Origin of the sequence: Enterobacter sp. AN-K1, assembly GCF_020971765.1 — a bacterium.
Taxonomy (GTDB): Bacteria; Pseudomonadota; Gammaproteobacteria; order Enterobacterales; family Enterobacteriaceae; genus Enterobacter; species Enterobacter hormaechei_C.
On the sequence record NZ_CP087390.1, the window covers coordinates 2,819,678 to 2,838,766 of the forward strand.

General features: G+C 44.5%; 11 protein-coding genes and 1 pseudogene. 5 read left to right on the forward strand and 7 right to left on the reverse strand.

Annotated features, from left to right (window positions below):
• Positions 1–64 precede the first annotated feature (64 nt).
• The 3 genes from LOC22_RS13485 to pglZ are packed head-to-tail and all read left to right on the forward strand — an operon-like array spanning position 65 to position 7,362.
• Complete coding sequence (locus LOC22_RS13485; protein WP_230238964.1) at positions 65–3,526, forward strand: Eco57I restriction-modification methylase domain-containing protein; 3,462 nt, start codon at positions 65–67, stop codon at positions 3,524–3,526.
• Positions 3,523–5,322 (forward strand): DUF262 domain-containing protein, encoded by a 1,800-nt coding sequence (locus tag LOC22_RS13490; RefSeq protein WP_230238965.1) that lies wholly within the window; start codon positions 3,523–3,525, stop codon positions 5,320–5,322. Before LOC22_RS13485 ends, LOC22_RS13490 begins: the two co-directional genes overlap by 4 nt.
• Positions 5,323–5,325: 3 nt before the next feature.
• Positions 5,326–7,362: a BREX-1 system phosphatase PglZ type B gene (gene pglZ, locus LOC22_RS13495; RefSeq protein WP_230238966.1), complete on the forward strand. Its 2,037-nt coding sequence runs from the start codon at positions 5,326–5,328 to the stop codon at positions 7,360–7,362.
• A 67-nt stretch (positions 7,363–7,429) separates the two neighbouring features.
• On the opposite strand, the gene LOC22_RS13500 is transcribed toward pglZ, so the two are convergent.
• The 3 genes and pseudogenes from LOC22_RS13500 to LOC22_RS13510 all read right to left on the reverse strand — a co-directional run bounded on the left by LOC22_RS13500 (position 7,430) and on the right by LOC22_RS13510 (position 12,920).
• A complete protein-coding gene (locus tag LOC22_RS13500; protein ID WP_230238967.1) occupies positions 7,430–9,244 on the reverse strand; it encodes a DEAD/DEAH box helicase family protein in 1,815 nt (604 codons plus the stop codon).
• A gap of 81 nt (positions 9,245–9,325) precedes the next feature.
• A complete protein-coding gene (locus tag LOC22_RS13505) occupies positions 9,326–11,323 on the reverse strand; it encodes a DEAD/DEAH box helicase family protein (protein WP_230238968.1) in 1,998 nt (665 codons plus the stop codon).
• 598 nt (positions 11,324–11,921) lie between these two features.
• Positions 11,922–12,920 (reverse strand): annotated as a pseudogene (locus LOC22_RS13510) (IS3 family transposase).
• A gap of 504 nt (positions 12,921–13,424) precedes the next feature.
• Here LOC22_RS13510 and LOC22_RS13515 point away from each other — a divergent pair.
• Positions 13,425–14,030, forward strand: coding sequence for a hypothetical protein (locus LOC22_RS13515; protein ID WP_230238969.1), 606 nt, complete (start codon positions 13,425–13,427; stop codon positions 14,028–14,030).
• A 153-nt stretch (positions 14,031–14,183) separates the two neighbouring features.
• Here LOC22_RS13515 and LOC22_RS13520 read toward each other — a convergent pair whose 3' ends face one another.
• Positions 14,184–14,699 (reverse strand): hypothetical protein, encoded by a 516-nt coding sequence (locus tag LOC22_RS13520; protein ID WP_230238970.1) that lies wholly within the window; start codon positions 14,697–14,699, stop codon positions 14,184–14,186.
• A 748-nt stretch (positions 14,700–15,447) separates the two neighbouring features.
• A complete protein-coding gene (locus LOC22_RS13525; RefSeq protein WP_047736971.1) occupies positions 15,448–16,317 on the reverse strand; it encodes a phosphorothioated DNA-binding restriction endonuclease in 870 nt (289 codons plus the stop codon).
• 300 nt (positions 16,318–16,617) lie between these two features.
• On the opposite strand from LOC22_RS13525, the gene LOC22_RS13530 reads away from it, so the two are divergent.
• A complete protein-coding gene (locus LOC22_RS13530) occupies positions 16,618–17,091 on the forward strand; it encodes a SymE family type I addiction module toxin (protein WP_196359071.1) in 474 nt (157 codons plus the stop codon).
• An 89-nt stretch (positions 17,092–17,180) separates the two neighbouring features.
• On the opposite strand, the gene LOC22_RS13535 is transcribed toward LOC22_RS13530, so the two are convergent.
• The gene (locus tag LOC22_RS13535) at positions 17,181–17,429 is read right to left on the reverse strand and encodes a bacteriocin immunity protein (protein WP_063151063.1); all 249 of its coding nucleotides are present in this window, start codon (positions 17,427–17,429) and stop codon (positions 17,181–17,183) included.
• A 1-nt stretch (position 17,430) separates the two neighbouring features.
• A complete protein-coding gene (locus LOC22_RS13540) occupies positions 17,431–19,089 on the reverse strand; it encodes an S-type pyocin domain-containing protein (RefSeq protein ID WP_196359072.1) in 1,659 nt (552 codons plus the stop codon).

Consider the following 19,089-nt stretch of genomic DNA (forward strand, 5'->3'; position numbering starts at 1 on the left):
GTCAGGGCTCCTGATTTGAATCGAAATGCATAATTAGAAATTAAACTTCATTTAAGAGTTCTACATGCGACAGCCACTGGATAAAACACTTAGAAATCAACTGGAAAAAACCGTTGTTAGGGCCCGTGAACTGATAGAAAAAGCAGCGTCAGAGGCGTTAACTCGTTTAGGTGTAGAAATAGCGGAAGTGCCTGCTTATCTGAACGATAATGAGCGTAAGCTGCGTAATCGCCTGCGTGCCCATGCCCGTCAGTTGGGTGACAAGCTGCAATCTAATGGTAAGCAGAGTATTGAACACCTGCGAGCAGAAGTCAGTTATGAGCACTGGCATCGTATGTTATTTGCCCGTTTTCTGGAGCAAAACAATCTCTTAATGCTGGATAAATATCTTGCTGTAACGCTGGCAGACTGTCAGGAATATGCCCAAGAAGAAGGTTGCAAAGATGGCTGGGAACTGGCTGGGAAGCTGGCTCAGAAAATGTTACCCCAAGTATTTCGAACTGACTCTCCTGTGTTTGAGCTGCAGATCCCTGTCGACCATATCCGCGAATTAGAAGATTTAATTTTGACTCTTCCAGGGGAAGTATTTCAGGCCCAAGACAGCCTGGGATGGTGTTATCAGTTCTGGCAAAGCAAACGTAAAGAGGAGGTGAATGCGGCGGGGATTCCGATTGGTGCTGATGAGTTAAGCCCCGTCACCCAGCTGTTTACCGAACCTTATATGGTGAACTTCCTCTTAGATAACAGCCTGGGTGCTTGGTGGGCGAAAAAACAGCTGACGGATGCGGATTTACGCTCGGTCAGTGATGAGAAAACCTTGCGTCAGGCTGCCGCTATCGAGGGTGTGCCGCTGGAATATCTACGTTTTGTTAAAACCAGCAATGAGCAGGGTGAGTTGTGGCAAGCCGCCGGTGGCTGGTTTGATGGCTGGCCACAGGAAGTTCGTGCACTGAAAGCGCTGGATCCGTGCTGTGGTTCAGGGCATTTTCTGGTTGCATTATTCCTGATGCTGGTGCCAATGCGTATGCAGCTTGAAGGTCTTGATGCCAGAAGCGCTGTAGATAAGGTGCTTGCTGATAACCTTTATGGCCTTGAACTAGACAGCCGTTGTGTGGAGATTGCAGCCTTTGCTCTGGCGTTGGAGGCCTGGCGTTATCCGGGAGCTGGCGGCTATCGTAGTCTACCAACTCTGAATATTGCCTGCTCCGGGATGGATGTCAGTGCTGCCACTCAGGAATGGCAGGCCCTGGCTAAACACAATCCAGATATTAGTGAGGCGCTCAAATGGTTTACTCGCACTTTCAAAGATGCCCCTGTACTGGGCAGCCTGATTGACGTCAACGCGGCATATTTTGAAGGAAAAGATGAATGCAAACCTGCGCCTTGGCAAGTTCTTCTTGAAGCACGAACTGCAACCGATGATGAAGCAAAAACAGCGCAGGTGACCGCTCAGGGCTTGGCAATGGCAGCGAAGCTTTTATCTGAAAACTATAACCTAGTAGCGACTAACGTGCCTTATCTGGCTCGTGGCAAGCAGTGCGAGACGTTAAAAGATTTTTGTGAGAATTACTTCCCTGAAGCGAAGACTGATTTGGCTACGGTGTTCCTAGAGCGCTGTATAAATTTCAACCATATAGGCGGCACTTCAACAATCGTCTTACCCCAAAATTGGCTATTTTTGGCTGGTTATAAGAAGCTTCGTGAAAAATTGTTAAAAGAAGAGACTTGGAATCTTGTTGCACGTTTAGGCTCGAAAGGATTTCAGACACCAATGTGGGATTTTAATGTCCAACTGATAACCATAAGTAAAGGGACTCCGCTTCAAGAGGTGCTATTAAGAGGTATGAATGTTTCTGCTTCTAAAACGCCAGTTGAAAAATGTTTATTTTTAAAAAACATTAATATGGAGTCAACGACGCAACGCATTCAATTGAATAATGTTGATTATAGGTTTTCATTTTCACCGATTACAAGTGAAAATAGTTTATATAATTATGCTAGTAGTATTGAGGGGCTAACAACAGGTGATCTCCCTCGTTTTGTTCAATTTTTTTGGGAGAGAAGGAAAATTGATTGTGGATGGGTTCCCTATATGGGGGGAGAAACGACCAAAAAATTTTTTGGTGGAAGAGAGCAGATCTTGAAATGGGATAAAGGACAAGGTGAGTTACAATCATTCCCAACGGCACATAATTTTCCAAGTAAATACATGAATGGCCGAAAAATACTTGGAGAAAAAGGCATTCGAATTGCTCAAATGGGAGTGTTTGCACCAACAATTACCTATGGGGATATATTTGACAAAAATTCAGCAAATATTGTTCCACATGATTCTGATTCAAACTTATTGGCTGCGATTTGGTGTTTTGTTGAAGATGATAATTTTTACGATAAAGTCAAAGAAGTTGACCAGGCGCTTAAGGTAACTAATGCCAGTTTTTTGAAATTAGAATTTGAAAAAAACTATTGGTGTGAGCTTGCTAATGAAAAATATCCTAACGGATTACCAAAAGCTTACACCAACGATCCTACACAATGGATATTCCATGGACATCCTTGCGGCACAGTAATTTGGGATGAATGTAAAAAATGGACTGCTATCGCTGATAAGCGAACCGACGAGACAGTACTACAAGTTGCGGTTGCTCGCCTTTTGGGTTACCGGTGGCCAGCAGAGCTGGATGACAAAATGGAGCTGGCTGATGAGATGCTTCACTGGCTTGGTAAATCTGATGAATTGCTTAAACTCGTGGATGATGATGGCATAGTCTGCCTGCCAGCACTTCGCGGGGAAAAAGCCGCCGCTTCTCGCCTGGAAGGCATGCTGCAGGCTGCCTACGAAGAGGACTGGTCATCCAGTGTTCTCAGTGATCTGCTTGCCAGCGTTGGTAGTAAGAGCCTGGAAACCTGGCTGCGGGATAAATTCTTTGAACAACATTGCAAACTTTTCCAGCACCGCCCGTTTATCTGGCAAATCTGGGATGGTCTTAAAGATGGATTCTCAGTACTGGTCAACTACCATAAGCTCAATTATCAGGGTTTAGAGCGCCTGATTTATACCTATCTTGGGGACTGGATCCGTACTCAGGAGCATGGTTTCAAAGAAGGCATTGATGGTGCAGAAAGTCGTTTGATGGCGGCTAAAAACCTCAAAGACTCGCTGGAAGCCATCCTTAAAGGAGATGCCATCACCGGCAAGAGTGGTCTCGACATTTTTGTGCGCTGGAAACCGTTACACGAACAGCCTATGGGCTGGAACCCGGACTTAAATGATGGTGTTCGCCTTAATATTCGTCCGTTTATGCAGGCACCGGATGTGGATAAGAAGGGGGCCGGTGTTTTACGCACTAAGCCCAATATTAAGTGGGGTAAAGATCGCGGCAACGACGTTGAATCGGCCCCCTGGTATTATCTGGGCCTGCAGTATGGTGAAAAAGAGGGTGCGCGTATCAATGACCACCATATCAGTCTTGCAGATAAACAAGCTGCCAGAGACGAATATGAAAATAAGGAAAATCACGGATGATTAAATCAGTATTCAACTATCCGGTGTCAACCTTGTTGGATATTGAAGCAGGGGTGGTATATGCCATCCCACGTTACCAACGGGAGTACACCTGGGGTAAATGGCAATGGGATGCCTTGTTTGAGGATCTGTTAGAAAACGACCTTAATTACTATTTGGGGTCGATTATCTGTATCAATCAAAGTACAGATACGCTGGCTCTGCAGCAGTTAGAGTTAGTGGATGGCCAACAGCGAATGACCACATTGTCATTATTGTTAGCTGCCATTTATGCAAGCTACAACCAGTTAGGCATTGAACTTGAGATGGAACAACAGATAGAGCTGTATAACCTGAAGCATAAATTGGTGCTGAAAAAGAATGCGGACCAGCCCCGATTAGTACCTCAGGTGCAAAATGCCAACCAGCAGGATTACCTGGCAGTGTTGAAAGAGGCAGGCATTCTTAAAGAAGCTGAGTGGGTTTCCAATGCAGGTAATCGTCGGGTATTTCGTGCCTATCGACATTTTTTAATGCGTATTGAACAGTATGTCAGTGAGAGCGAAACCCCATTGCAGGCACTGAATGCGCTACTTGATAAAGTCAATGCATCTACTCTGGTAAAAATAGAGGTGGCAAGTCATTCAGATGCTTACACCCTGTTTGAGTCACTTAACAATCGCGGTGTACCTCTTACCGCGATTGATTTAATGAAAAACAAGCTACTGGCGAAGATTGAACAGATTGAGCCAGGCAGTATTGATAAGTCTTTTATCAGCTGGACCAAAGTGATGGAAGCCCTGGGGGATGATTATGGGGTACAAGAGCGTTTTTTCCGTCAGTACTACAATGCGTTCAAGCCTGAGTTAAAAGATATCGTCAATGTACCAGTAGCGACGAAATCTAATCTTATTCAAATTTTCGAAAAATTGATTGCTCATGATCCGCATCAATTCCTACAAGCTATGCGCAGTCATTCTGACTGGTATGCGCAGATTGTTGGGAATTGCGAAGTTCCGGATGAACCTAAACTAACAAAACTACTTAAAAGTCTGGATAGAATTCAAGGAGCTCCTTCTTATCTCTTATTGCTAATGTTGTTTGCCAGACGACAGAACTTAGCATTGAGCATTGAGCATATTGAAAAAGTGGTCACTTTGCTGATCAACTTCTTTGTCCGTAGGAACACTACTGATGTGCCTGCTACTCGGGATTTAAACCGCATATTTATGGAGTTAACTGAAATTCTGCAAAGCTGCCACGGTGAGCAGGTTATCAGTGCTATTGCTCATACCCTAGGGTCTGTCAGTACCTCTGATGAGCATTTCCGCCAAGCGCTTAGTGGCGGTCTATACGAAGAAAATAGCTGGGTCTGCCGCTTTATCCTGTGTGCTCTTGAAGAAAGCATGATGACCAAGGAGAACCAAGTAGACCTATGGGCAGTGGAAGGCAAGCAATATGTGTGGACCATTGAGCATGTTTTCCCACAAGGATTAAACATCCCTAATTCTTGGGTAGATATGATAGCGGATGGCGATAAAACGTTGGCGGAGCAATATCGTCAAAGCCATGTGCATAAACTTGGTAACTTGACTATTTCGGGATACAACAGTTCTTTAGGGAATAAGAGTTTTTTGGAAAAACGCGATCGTACGACCCGGGATAAACGTCCTGTAGGCTACAACAATGGTTTGTATCTTAATCAGGAGCTGGTTGTTGCTGATAATTGGTCAATAGCGCAAATTGAACAAAGAACAGCCGCGATGGTAGATAAGGCTATTACTCTGTTTAGTTTACCGGGTGTCGTCGGGAGATAACGAATGCAAGTAATTGATAAATTGATAGAGCAGCTACGAGGTAGTGCAAATTTTAATCCTGCGGTGCAAGAGGCCCCAGCAGCGGTTCTATGGACAGATGAAGCTTGCCAATGGCAAAGTGCTATGCCTTTGATTAAACAATTCATTCCTGAGCTGCTCGAGCTTGGTGAATATCAACCAGAGCAGCGGATTGGTCCGGCAATTTGGTTAAAGTGTGCCATTGCTGGGGTGTTGGAAGAGGTTATGTTACCTGAAGGTCGCACACCAATTATCTATCTTCCTAAAATTGGGCGAAAAGCGTTACGCGCTATCGAAGATTGTCCGGACTATTTACGACCTTTAGCTGAATTGCAATATCGAGGATGTTGGTGGGCCTATAATACAGCAGGTCGTGACTGGAGTATAAGTTCTTTTCTGACAAACCCACGCGTTGGGCTTGAATTAGACGTAGCAAAAGATAAAAACACATTAGAAATTATCCCCCAAATCTTGAAGGATCTTTTAGAATCCCGTATTGAAGACCTACAAGGAAAGCGGTTAGAGGCTAAAGATTTTCAATCATTAGTATTTAATGATCCTATTAAAGATCTACTTGGGTGGCTGAATAATCCCGAAGATAAGCGTAGGCAGTGGGACGACAATAAATGGTCGCTTTTCAGTAATACTTGCTCAAGTCAGTTTGGTTATGAACCAACAGATGCTAATTATTCTCAAATGCTCGCATCCCTTTTATCTGCCCAAGGGGCGTGGCAAGAAGTGTGGCAGCGTTTTGAAGATACCGCACATAACCTATCAGGATTAATCCTTGTCCTTCGTGATGTAACCCCTGATTTAGCTGCTGATTTAAGTCATTATCCTATTGAAAATACTCGCGATGAAAAAAGCCTTGCCGATGCGCTTGCTGACCTTCCTCAACTTGATGTAAACAAAGTTAGAGGAACTATCTGTTCACTATATCAACAGAATAAAGAGCGCGAAAGCTGGCTTTGGTATCGATTAGGAGAATCTAAATACCTCGAGATTTTGGCCCAGCTGGCAAAAGTCGCTGAATTGACCCAGCAAGTGTTCAATCATCAGTCACCGGAAGAGATGGCAGAGCTATATCAGGAGTGCTTCTGGCAAGTCGATGCTGCAGCGTTGCAGGCCATGGCATTGGCAAAAGAACCGGGCCAACAGGAATTAGTCGCAAATGTATTAAAAATAATATATTCCCCTTGGTTGAACGAGGTATCGCTCAACTTCCAACAGTTGGTTAAAAGAAAAGGATATCCCGGGAATACTGAAATTAAGGAAGCGACAGCTACTTACCAGGTTAAAGGGATGGTAGTGTTTTTTGTAGATGGTTTGCGTTTTGATTGCGCTAAAGTATTAGAGCGTAAGCTTACTGCGCGTCATTTGATTATCGATACCAAAACACAATGGAGTGCTCTGCCATCTTTAACTGATACAGCGAAAGCTGCGGTTACTCCTGTTGCTGCACTTTTGAACGGTGCTTATGACACTCAGGATTTTAAGCCTTCAGTAGTGGCAACGGGTAGTGAGTTTAGTAGCTATCAATTAAAAAAAACATTGGCACAACAAGGGTGGCAATACCTGGAAGGATTGGATACTGGTGAGCCTAATGGCTTCGCGTGGCTACAAACAGGTGACCTGGATAACCTGGGACATCAGCAGCAAAGAAAATTACCTCTTGGTATTGATGATGTTCTTGAAGAAATAGCTGATAGGGTTAGCTATTTGTTTGAAGCAGGATGGAAGCAAATCCGTATTGTAACGGATCATGGTTGGTTATGGCTTCCAGATCAATTACCTAAAGCAGATCTTGAAAAACCATTGGTTCGTAAGTACTTATCAAGATGTGCTATTCTCAAGGATAATGCCAGTACGAATTTGCCTCAGGTAGAGTGGTATTGGAATTCCTCAGTGTCACTTGCCATGGCTCCAGGCATCAGTGCATTTACTGCGGGAGATTACTACAATCATGGTGGCCTAAGTTTGCAAGAATGCCTGACACCTGTAATTAAAGTTACTAAGGACTAGAATTTTATTACTTAAAATAAGTTTCATCGAATATTTTCTAAAAGCCGCTTATAACGGCGGCTTTTAGCTATTTGAACACGCTGGAATTGCGGATGCGAGATAGCTGTTTTGTGGTTACTTTTTTTTGTTCTGTCACTCCACTAGAGTAGTTTCCGCGCTGATATAGCACCATAATCGTATCGTCATATTCACAACCTAAGGCTTCACTAATTTCCCGCATATCCTCTCGGTCCATGGCACGTTTGTAAGCATCTTTTTGTTTAGAAAGATTATAAATACTGAATACACACGCAACTATGAGTTTGTCAGCAGTGGTCTCTCCGCCACCAGGATTAACAATTAAGTTGAATTCTACATCTTCACCCAGCTCCAGGCGTGAATTAAAATCCAGCACTCTGCTCTTCGCACAGCTCGGCGAGAAGTCATTATAGGTGACTCCATTTACCCACTGAGCTTTTATCCAGTTCCTATCATCACCTCTCATTGCACGACCAGCTTTAGGATAGGGCGCTCCTTCATTCAGGAATTCGTCACGAATTAATTTGATTGCCTCAAGCAGCTGTGGATCGTTGGTATAGGCGCTGAAATTAGCTTCGGGCTCAGACAATTTTCCAGGAATGACTAGGTAGCTTTGAGTTAGGAATGTTTCCGAATCATCACGTTTTTTGGTGATTACAGTTTCAGTAAAAGGGGTGATAAACATTCCTCGGTCAAAGCCTCTGACTTGATATTTCGCACAAATATCTTCAAATGAATACCGTAACCCATCGAAATCATTCAATTCATCGCTGGCCTCGAGATGATCAAGTAGTTCAGAATACGCTCGAACAGCTTCCAGGTTTGTAAAATGTTTCGCCTGAGTATTCTGGTGGTATCCACATGCTCTGCCAACGTTGGCTTGTACCACTGAGGCTATATTGGCAATAGAGCTATCCCATGTGTTTATTAGCGTGTTTTTCATTTCTTGGCCAAAGTTAATACCAGCGCGAAATCCAGCCACAGTTATAGCGATTATCTTTTCATCAAACATTGCTGCTGTTTCGTACGCTCGTTTGAAGTCATCGATAGATGAGAGTTCGTGATCGTCAACGCCAACAAGCTTTTGACCTATGATTAAGATTTGCTCCTCATCTACACCTTGATTAATCAGTACTTGTTTGGCTGTGTTTGCTTGACTTGATGGAACCCTAATCAGTGACCAGCCTACGCCCTGATGTTCTTTAAACTGGCGTATAAAGCGCTTTTGTAGCAGTGAATCTTCACAAAAATCGCGCTGATCATCATCAAGTTTGACCAGCTGGTTACCGCGATGCATTTGTCGAATGCCATGATATTCATCGCTAGCTTTGTGAAATACCAAAGACGTATTGAAGCTGTGACGGAGAATGGAATCTTCGCTAGCTGAGTAGAGTGAGCTAAATGGAGTTGCGGAAATAAATACAACTTTACAGTCTACATTATCTTGTTCCAGGTAATTAAATACCTTTTCATAGCGAACACTATCAATGCCAGAACCATAGTGACACTCATCGATGATGATGAGCTTAGGTGGTTGGCGCTTAAAATCCGATTTAAGCGCATTATCTATATTTGTGAAGTTACTAACAACGACATTTTTGCAGGGTGCAAGGTCACGCTTTGCTTGCTCTTGAAGTGCCAGATCTGCCATTGTCATAAGATATAAAGTATCTTTTAAGTATTTCCGGTTAGCCAATAATGCATCGGGTAAAGATAGTCTCTGAAGGCAGGCAAGGGCAAGAGCGATACCTGATTTTCCTGACTGCATTTCCGCAGCAAGGATCACTGCTTTTGAACCAGAGTTCAATTTAGTAAATGCTTTCTCAGCAGCGTTGCGTTGGTGTTCAAAAGTATTTTCAGCCATTGAGCACTGGACATAGTTGCGATACTTATTTGAGCTATTCATATGTCAATATAAAGTTTAGGGGGCATGCAGCCCCTTGTATTAATAAGTAGATTCTACTTTGTCAGAGAAATGGGATTCATCGCTAAGCTCACCTGACTGCTCAGGAAGTTCGTTGTGCTGTTTCTTAGCAAGAGTACGTTCAAGGTCATACTCACCGCGCTTGTAGATAACAAGTAGAGTGTCATCATGCTCAACACTAAAGTAGTCGCACATCTCCCAAACATCTTCAAGAGTCATAATTTTCTTTGCGACATTTCGGCGAGAAATGTTGTAAACGCTAAAAATGGTTGCTACCACAAACTTATCTTCAGATAACTCTCCGGAACCAGGTGCTACAACGCGGTTAAACTCTAAATATTCCCCATTATCAATTTGTTGGGTGTGGGTTTTAGTTTTTTCTTTTTGAGTTCCGTCAGCGCGTGCCTTCTCGGGGTTATTGTAACTATCCCCATTGACCCAATGTGCCTTGATCCAGTTCTTGCCTTTACCTCGCATAGCTCGATTACCTTTGACGCTTGGCGCACCTTTAATCGTGAACTCTTTGCGAATAATATCGATCGCCTGAAGAAGATACTTATCTTTGGTGTACTCGGTGAACTCTGCATCATCGTCAAGAAGTTTTGCGGGTACAACAATGTAGCTATCAGTTTTATACGTTTCAACATCACCGATTGGGCGACGACGCTTGTATTTGATAGTTAACCCAACATCCAAACCGTTGACATGGTATTCCTGGCAAACATCTTCAAAAAACTCTTTTAACCCTTCGAAATCAGACGCTGCTTGGTCAGAGCAGGTGTTTTCAAGATGGTCAAGGATACAAGCATAAGCCTCAGCTGCATTTAAGTTAGTGAAATGAGTTGAAGAGTTGTTTTCATGGTAACCACACGCCCTGCCAATGTTGGCTTGCACCACTGCGGCAACACTGGCAACTGTACTATCCCACGTCGAGATGAGATTATTTTTCATCATCGCACCGAAGTTGATACCAGCTCGAGCTCCAGCAACAGTAATAGCGATTAGTTTTTCTTCGAACAACTGAGCATCATCAAACTCCTTTTTGAATTGCTCAATGCTGCAATGTTCATCTTCTGGTACCCCTGCTAATGAATTACCAATAATGTAAACAGCATTCTCATCGATGCCTTGCGATATGAGAAACTGCTTAGCTTCCATCGCCAAACCTGCGGGTACCCTTACGAGTGACCATCCCATACCATTATGACTCAGAAATTGTTGAACAAACTCATCGCGTTGAACGGACTTGCAAAGGAAATTACGACTTTCATCCTCGAGGCCTTTGACCTTACTATTCATTAGCATCTCTCGGACGCCGTAGTATTCATCGCTAGTTTTGTGGAATACCAGACGGGTGTTAAAGTCTCGACGCAAGATTGAGTCTTTTAGGGCCGCTTCAGCAACATTCCGGGCTTGAGTTAATAGTTCTGCATCATTATCATTCTTGGCTTCTTGTTGAAGTTCTAGAGCTTCTTGATATTCAGTCTCTGCCCCATAGAGAGCACCGAAGGGGGTGGCAGAGATGAAGACGACTTTACAGCTATCGTTCTCTTGTTCCAGGTAGTCGAAGATCCTACTGTATCGAACAGCAGTGACATTTGAGCCATAGTGACATTCATCAATAATAATTAGCTTAGGTGGATTGCCTTTAAATTCATTTTCCAATGCCTTTTCGAAGTTCACAAAATTACTGACGACAACGTTCTTGGCAAGCTTGAGGTCTTCTTCAGCTTGTTCTTTGAGGGCGGTATCAGGCATTGTAACTAGGTAAAGTGTGTCTTTTAACTGCTTACGATTGCAAATATCTGTCTCGGAGAGACTTAGTCGCTGTAAGCAACACAGGGCTAGCGAAATACCTGATTTACCTGCCTGCATTTCGGCGGCTGTCACTACTGCTCGCACATTGCCAGTCAAAGCATCAAATACTTTGGTAGCCGCTGTTACTTGGTGCAGATGCAGCGCTTCGCTCTGAAGAACAGAAAGTACTAGTTGTCGGTGTTTTTGTGCTTGTGCGTTCAACTTTAAACCCTGATTTTGTTTAAGTTATTAATATACGTAAGTGATGTTTAGTTTTCATGCGATAGAGTTCTATGTAACCAAACACTACGCAGATGCAAATGTTGGCAACTTTGCACACCGATTTTCCTGAATGAAGCAAAGCTTGAGAGTCTAGGGCTCAAGCTTCTTGTTCTTATGGAAGCCCAATAGCCTCATTATGCGCATTATTCTAGGTCTTAATTGTAACATCTTCGTTTTATTAAGCACGTTGATGAACCACGCAAATGCGTGATTGTTTGATTTGTGGATCTGGCCCCCTCCTAACATCTATAACCGAGCCTATTGCATAAAGTGATATGAAGGGCTTCCCTCTCTAAGGTTGTCAGTGCCATGCTTTACTGGCTGCATAAATCCGGGAGTAACATCGCATGGACATGATGAGAGTTGTTGGATTCACCTCGCCAGTTTGAGTCGCGTACGTTTATCGCATTGGAAGCTTGTTCAACCTCTCATTTTTGTGGGAGAAGCTGCGGTGAGATGGGATTCAGCATGATCTACCCAGTATTAAACACATTAGTCAGTTAGTAATGTCGGTTTGTGTTCCTTAGTTTTTTCCATTTCACCTGCTTGCTGCAAACTCTGATTGCGTCAGATAATTCAGTGAGGAATGTGGCTGACACTCGTTATACTCCAACCTCCAGTCGTTAATAATTTTTCTGGCATGAACAATATCGCTGAACCAGTAGTCATTCAGACACTCATCTCGAAATCGACCATTAAAGATTTCGATAAACACGTTCTGTTTCTGCTTGCCCGGTTGAGAAAGCTGAAGCTTTACGCCGTGCTCAAAGGCCCATTGGTCCTGTGCCCGGCAGGTAAACTCTGGTCCTTGAGCTGTTCTGATCGTTGCCGGATAGCCACGAAATACTGTCCAAAATATGTTTGATCTGAATGACTTATAGATCGAACGCAGCAGTGACTGTCAGGCATTCCTTCGTGAAATCATCGACACAGGTTAGGCACTTGATCCTGCGTCCGGTAGCCAGTGCGTCCATGAAGAAATCTATCGACCACGTCAAGTTAGGAGCAGCAGGACGGAGCAATGGAAGACGTTCTGTTGCCTGTCCTTTAGACGGATTCTACCTGGCCTATGAGATGATAACGGCGGTACACGCGCTTTTGATTAACTCGTTGACCTTCCCGTCGCAGTAGTTGCTATATACGGCGTAACCGAAACGCCAGCGCTAAAGGGCCAGCTAAGTAATGTGCCCGGATAAATACGCATCACCCCCCGGACGCTGCGTCCCATAGCGGAACGTCGACAGGGACAAACCAGCCGCTTTACATATCACTACAATAGCTTCCCGCTAGTGGTCTGTCGTCATTACTTTCAGCTCAACGCCACCTGTAATGCTTCCTTATCCAGTATGATTTCTGCAAGCAACTTCTTGAGACGGACGTTCTCTTCTTCAAGCTACTTAAGCCTTTTTACCTCAGGGACTTCAATGCCACTAAACTTCTTACGCCGGTTGTAAAAGGTTGCGTCAGAAATAGCATTCTTACGGCAAAGCTCACGGGCGGATATGCCAGCCCCGGCATCGAGAAGAATATTGATGATCTATTCGCCTGATAAACGCTACTTCATGTGGATGTCCTCACGTTACTGATGAAGACATAACTAACATCGTGTTGTGTTAATCAATGGGGAGCAGGTCAGTCTCTGAGTATTAGCAACAGCTTTAACTGCACCTTTACTCTGTTAAATCCGTAATGCATCACGAAAATGATTGTGCTACTGCCGAGTAATTTTAATATGAAATCAATAAAATTAAAATGGATAAACATATAAAATGGTTCTGTTAGTTGGTATATCATGTTATAATTTTTTGTTGGGTGAGAAAATAGTATTTGTAGTATAAATTAAAACTGCAAAGAGTGTGAGATGATATATAAAACTACCGTTAATAAACTTGTAATCTTTAACTCCAAACTTGATGTGTCTCAAAAAATAATAAGGAATCTTATTATTGCAGTCGTCACTTGTTTTCTTATAAATTTTCTAGGATTAGACGGTTTGTGGAAGGGGTTATTTATTCTGACTTTGATTTACTGGAGCTTTTCGGTGTTCCATAGTCTAATTGGTATTTATAAAAAAACATATGAAACAATATTGGGTAAGGGGATCCTAATATTAGGCGGCACGCTTTGTGTGAATTTTTCCCTATGTCTTTCAGGTGTGGTGATCAATGATATAACTTCAGTTTCACCAACTAACTTCCCTCACTCCTTGATATTTATTGCGGCTGCGATGATTCCTTTGATTTTGCCTCTTGGTATGATCTTACTGTTCGCGGTTATTTTAGTATCAGCACCCATATGGGGCTGGTTTTTTGTTTATGACGATAAACTAAAAAAAATGTTAATACCAGGATATAAACCTATTCAACAGAGGATTTTACACAAAACTACCTTAATAATCCAAATCTTATCTTTGATAACCTATTGTTCATTTATTTTTCATTTTGCGCAACTCAAAGGCGATGATTATATATCCTATATTAATAGTAAATCTCAAAGTATGATTTACACGCTCGAAATGTTTGATAAAAGTCCATGTGCCAACATTAATAATGCTAAGATTTCATTTTTAGGTGATGGCGATGTGCTGGTTGCGAGTAAGAATAATGATAGATACTCATTTAAGGTCATGAAATGCGAGATGAAATAGTAAAGAATGTTATGGTTATAGCATTCAATTGATAAAGGGAGCTTCGCCATGCTCTTAGTTTCCTTTATGTCGCATATTTCATATATTGGGATGAGACAGTGCTAATCAGAGTACATCTGTCGTTACTAAGCACTTTTTTGCTAAAATAAAAACCTAAACTTCACTCGACCCAAGACTTACAGACAGCTGCCAGTTCTTAGAATTGGCCCTATTTATTATTTCGGGTATTGTTGTCACCAATTTATATCCCGTTATTTTATTATGTAGTACAACTATATGCCTCTCGCCAAGAAGTTCTGATGCTATTATTTCACTCTCAGTAATGGCAAAGAAGAAATTTCTGAAGTCAGGAGTGGTAACCCTTTTTTGATTGCAGGTTTTTAGTTCAATGAATGTTAATGATTTTAATATTCCGGCCAAGGAGTTAATGTCACTAAAGTCAACCTTTACATTTTCAGGGATAGAAATAAAATCAAAGCTTGATGCCTTTATTTCAATATCTTCAAACTGCTTCAGCGCAGCTAGAAGGTTTTTCATGTCTTTCCCTTTAGGTCTTTTTATCCATAAAGCTTGCGAGTCAAGTAAGCTAAGTTCTCCTAATATTCCATTTTCTGAAGAATATCTGGCAATATGTGCCCTCTTTGATTCAATCAATTCAAGTAGACTCACCGTAATTTCCTTTTAGTTTAATATTGCACACAGAAATTTATCACATTTCATTTTTAAGGCAATATTAAATTGCTATTACTCTTTCGATTGTGGGAACAAATGGAACTCATGAGGGGCCGATTCTCGCTCATTGAGACAACAAGTTCTTCGATACAGTTCGTCTTGTACCGAAGGATGTAGATGTGAATATTTGGATGTATCGATGAATGGGCGAAAGTTAGGAGGTATGATGGTAACCAGGGAAAGTATGAAAAAATGGATCATCGAGTGTCTTCAGGAACGGAGTGGTAGCGCTTGGCCACGTGAAGTCTCAAGTATGTATGGGACAGCTACGAGGCTGAGCTTAGGGATTCCGGCGATATGTTGTATACGTGACAATATGACATTCGTTGGGTCGCTCAACAATTGAGAAACGAAGGTACTCTAAAACCAGTAAATAGACGCAGAGATTCGCCATGGGAACTAGCATAGCAAAGCGAGGGTTAGCGTTCATTTCGCAGCCAAATCTGACTTTGTTCTGAGTGGATGAGAATTGATATCTCTGAAGAACACGTTCCTGCCTGCCTGAGTCTTGCTGCGACAGCAATATCAGTGTTCTACAGGTAAGGCTTTATACCCACTCGCAATGTCTATTTTTTGTACGGATTTTAACTTGTGGGTACAAGTGCGGGTATGACTATTTATTCCTGCTTATAAACTACATTGATATTAGTTTGTTAGGTGTAAAATTCGAGTCCGGCCTTCGCACTCATTCTTTAAACACCTCCTTCCTATGCCACTCCACAAACCCCTCCCTTGGATAATTCCCTTTCACCATCGGCAAAGCAATCTGCTTACCAGCAAAATCCCAGAACAGCCGCCCAACAACCCCATTCCCATTCACTGCCTCGGACACTAATACCCGCATACTCTCATCCAGCCCAATCGATCCTTTATCAAACGCCTTATGATGAATTGCACATAGCGCCAGTCCGTTCGGGATCTCACACGGTCCACCAAACTGCTTCCATTTAATATGCGCGGCTTCAAGTCCAACGGAGGCGTTATCATGCCGCATGTTGAATCCGCAGATTGCACACTCATAGTTATAAGCTCGCAGCACCTGCTGGCGGAACAGCGGATCGCGAACCTTACGGATCTGTTGAATATCAAAACCCATCTCATCCGCGATCTCTTCCTGAATGCTTTCAGGAAAGTGCGCTTCAAGAATCTGCTGCGCCAGCGAGCCGATCAGATTTTTGTTCTTATTCAGCAGCGCAAAGTGTTCTTCATCAAACCCGCCTGCGACGTTATGTTCTACAAGTTCTTTAACAGGCGGTTGCTTACTGCCAGTGGTCGAACAGAACTCAGTATTCTTCAGATCCCAAAAACCGTCCCCTTTGAGCCGCCAGAAGGGCATATTTGGGTAATACGCCTTCCTCTGTGGGCCAAAGCGTTCTAGCAGGCTAAGCAACTGTTCGTGGACCTCAGTACCGTAATCAAACAGTCGCGCATGCCCCTGCTGATAGTTCGCCAGCACGTACAGAAGCAATAAAGGTTTATGCGGCGCACGCTGTTCGCCTTTGCGCCAGATGGTGATGTCGGCAATTGCCTGTTCGAGAGTTTTGCTGGAAGCCATCGTGTTACGAAAGAAGGTAAATAATTGCGATGATGCTCGCAAAACCCAGACCAATCAACCCGCAATCAACAAAAACATGACCTTACCGCACACAACTCTATTTCCTGAATCCCCCTCGCAAATTCCAAATTTCCCCTACACCAAACTGCTGTATTTATATTCAGTCCTGTATAATGAGCATCGGAAATAACGCCGAATGGCAAAGGAAGTATCAAAAAATATTTAACGAAGAATTCGCGATATGAAGGTGCTGCAACACCCCCATACCGCTAACCACTAGCAACTGAAAAGGAGTTGAAAATGGCTGCGACGAATTTTAAGCCAGAGTTTACTGTTTGCAAAACAGAATCAGACGCTTTCACCGGCATGATTGAAAACCGCGAGCTGGTACGCAAAAACAGCGCCCGCCGTCTGCACGGCAACCCGCCCAACGCGGCGCCCGTCCATCCCCGCGCCGAAACGCCGCAGGACAGTGCCGCCTGTTGCGAACTGTATGCACGCATAGACATGAAATACCTTCTTCTGGGCGGCGACTGGTTAACCCGCGCGGGCTTTATCAACGGTATGCCCGTAAAAATCCGCGCCATGAAAGACTGCATTGTAATTACGCCCCAGCATACAAGAGAATTATGGGGATGCCTGGAAGGTATGAGTGTGGTGAATATCAATAAACAGAAAGTCGCGCAGTGGCTAAAGACGTTTCCGGGGGCGCTGAATGATACCGGCGATATACCCGTTGTGAAGCGGGGAATCGGGCATGCGATGCCTGAGTAGTTTCTGGCTTCCTACCTAATGTATCCTTGGAGCAATAAAACGATACGGGCATGTCATCCCATGCCCGTATTAGGGAGTCTCAAAGATTGTTATTCTTTAAATCCGGATTTACCATTTTCTTTACGCCACTCCTTAACTTCTCTAACAATGCCTTCCGGACTATAATCTTTACCCTCTTCAGGATAAAAAATCAGGTCAGAGCCTGCGGGGTGCTCGGTAAGTCGTTTAAATTCTCTAACCAATCGATTCTCATCTTCTTCAGTTGGTGCGTCCGCATTGCAAATTTTGCGTACCAGTTCTAAAAATTCTTTTTCTGTGTAATCGCTTAACAGTCTCATATCATTCTCCCTTATGAATTTTGATGTGATGTTTTGGAGTGGTTATTCCCATATTATCAACGTCATACACCTTACCGCCCTGACTGATAGGTTGTATGTGATGAATTTCATAACGTTCTCTTTTTCCAACCGAGTCAGGTGTGCGTGTAAAAGGGGCGTTTCCTTTACGCATACTTGCGCGGTTATTGCTGATAAATTGCTCAAGCAGTCCCGATTCCCTCGATACCTCCAGCCAAAATGCCTTACGAAACTGGTCAAAGTCCGTAAATGTCTGCCCACGTAATCGATCCGCTATCTGGCTTGGAATAGGAGACCCATTCCCCGTATTTGCATCAGATAACCAAATGCCGCTAATCTTCTGTCCCTTGCCTGTGACCTGTCCGGGATTGTGGCGGATATAGACATAAATCGGCGGCACACCGCCCACCGGCAGAATCAGAATATAATCCGCAAACGTCTTCTCTTCCGGTGTCGGGCTGGTCGTCGCACCAATCCCCGCATCCTCCGGCAGCGGATCAACCACAACCGGGTTCGGTATCCTTACCGGGTTATGATTGCCCGTATCCCACGGCTTACTCTCTCCGGTGCGGTCCGGTGTCCAGATGAGGGTGATGCCGGGGTCTTCTTCGGTGGTAAAGGTGTACGCCTGGCGTTGACTATCCCACTCCATCCTGCGAACGCGCACGCTGTCTTTGCCCGGCGGCGTATGCCAGCCGCGCGGTGTCGGGTTACCGCTGGCGTCGTTCTCCCAGGTGAAGCGAACGCGGGTAGGGGCTTCCCGCATCTGTTCGGCACGCATCCTGTCGATGAAATCCTGCTCGCCGTCGTTCAGCTTGCCGGGATACATCCCTATGAGCAGCCCTGCGACAGGTGCACCAAGGCCTCCCGTGGCTATCTCGCCAAGTGCAGCGCCGCGCACGGCCCATGTGCCGGAAGTAATGGTACGCCCGCCAACCAGTACGAGTTCGCTGGCATCGGCGATCGCGTTCCGTGCGGTCCAGTCCCTTTCTTCGGCCGCAACGGCAGCCTGATAGTCCATCTCCTCGTGATGCCCGTTCCACCAGAGATAAAGCGCGCTGCGTTGCTTCGGCTTTGGAATCGCCTTACGCTTTGCCGCCTGGGCGTGCTGCGGGGCGTTGTTGGGCATGGCCTGGTAAAATGCCATCTCGGCAAAGTTGGTGTGCGGCTCACTTTCGGTGCCTGCATCGTTACAGCCTTCACCGCGCAGGCAGGATTTCGCAAAGACCCGGTTGCGATCGCGTTCTTCTGCTTGTCGCTGTGCTTCGGCCACTTCCTTTTTTCGGCGTGTCGCGAGCATGGCCTGATGCTTTTCCTGTGCGATCTGTTCAGGAGAGGGACCGGAGCCGAGCCACTGTCCCGATGGGGCGATCACGCGGTTGGTTCCGTGTGGGCAGCCACAAATGACGACAGAACCATCGACGGCTGAGGCTTGCCCCATCCAGTTAACGCGAGGTTCGCCGTCTGCAACAACGCCCTGCTTGCCGCATTTAGGGCATGCCGTAGTTTTATCGCCAACGCGGATAACGCCGCGACCGTGCTCGGTGCAGTTGGGCAGAGTGCTACAGCATATTGCGCCGGTGGTCGTTCTGTCGCCGTGCAGCGCCTGACCGCGGCCGTAGTTCGTAGAACGGTAGCCCAT

Excerpts from the sequence above, each read along its gene's own strand:
- LOC22_RS13525 (WP_047736971.1), bottom strand. The coding sequence starts at position 16,317 with ATGGCTTCCAGCAAAACTCTCGAACAGGCAATTGCCGACATCACCATC.
- LOC22_RS13485 (WP_230238964.1), top strand. The coding sequence starts at position 65 with ATGCGACAGCCACTGGATAAAACACTTAGAAATCAACTGGAAAAAACC.
- LOC22_RS13500 (WP_230238967.1), bottom strand. The coding sequence starts at position 9,244 with ATGGCTGAAAATACTTTTGAACACCAACGCAACGCTGCTGAGAAAGCA.
- LOC22_RS13540 (WP_196359072.1), bottom strand. The coding sequence starts at position 19,089 with ATGGGCTACCGTTCTACGAACTACGGCCGCGGTCAGGCGCTGCACGGC.
- LOC22_RS13530 (WP_196359071.1), top strand. The coding sequence starts at position 16,618 with ATGGCTGCGACGAATTTTAAGCCAGAGTTTACTGTTTGCAAAACAGAA.
- LOC22_RS13490 (WP_230238965.1), top strand. The coding sequence starts at position 3,523 with ATGATTAAATCAGTATTCAACTATCCGGTGTCAACCTTGTTGGATATT.
- LOC22_RS13535 (WP_063151063.1), bottom strand. The coding sequence starts at position 17,429 with ATGAGACTGTTAAGCGATTACACAGAAAAAGAATTTTTAGAACTGGTA.
- pglZ (WP_230238966.1), top strand. The coding sequence starts at position 5,326 with ATGCAAGTAATTGATAAATTGATAGAGCAGCTACGAGGTAGTGCAAAT.